The 544-nt window shown below is 69.3% G+C and carries 1 protein-coding gene; it reads right to left on the reverse strand.

The window, feature by feature from the left end; all coding sequences use genetic code 11:
- Nucleotides 1-478, reverse strand: a 478-nt coding sequence (locus tag IMZ11_RS43580; RefSeq protein ID WP_228649568.1) for a potassium-transporting ATPase subunit C, incomplete at its 3' end; no start/stop codon positions are given.
- Between the last annotated feature and the right edge of the window lie 66 nt (nucleotides 479-544).

The following is a 544-nucleotide window of genomic DNA, read 5'->3' on the forward strand; positions in this document are numbered from 1 at the left end:
CCTTGAGGACCGCCCCGACCCCGTCGCCCGTGCAGTACGGCCGGGCGCCGCTGACGCCTTCGAGCGCTCCGACGGCCGCGCTGCGTGCGCAGACCTTGGTGAGGAGACGCTGCTTGCCTTCCTTGGCGGCGTCGTCGGCACCGTTCGGGTCGGGCAGGACGTCGATGACGTCCTCGGGACCGAGGTTGCTGGCGGAGCTGGCCAGCATGTCGTAACCGTCCCCGGCCGCGCTCGGGCGGCTCTGGAAGTACGTCCTGATCGGAGCGCCGTCCTTGTCGGTGAAGGACTGCCCGACGAGGGCGCTGCCGACGTCCGCGCCGCCCTTCTGGACGAGGGAGCCGTTGGCCTTGCCGTTGAGCACGGCCTGGGCGACGCCGGTGACCGCGAGCGGGTAGGCGGCTCCTAGAACCACGGTCAGCACAAGCAGCGCTCGAACCGCGGCGAGGTGCTGGCGGATCCAGCCTGGCAGACGTTCCATCATGACATCCCCGGAAGGAACTGGATGAACAGGTCGATGAACTTGATCCCGATGAACGGCGCCACG

This window comes from Microtetraspora sp. AC03309 (genome assembly GCF_020826795.1).
Taxonomy (GTDB): Bacteria; Actinomycetota; Actinomycetes; order Streptosporangiales; family Streptosporangiaceae; genus Microtetraspora; species Microtetraspora glauca.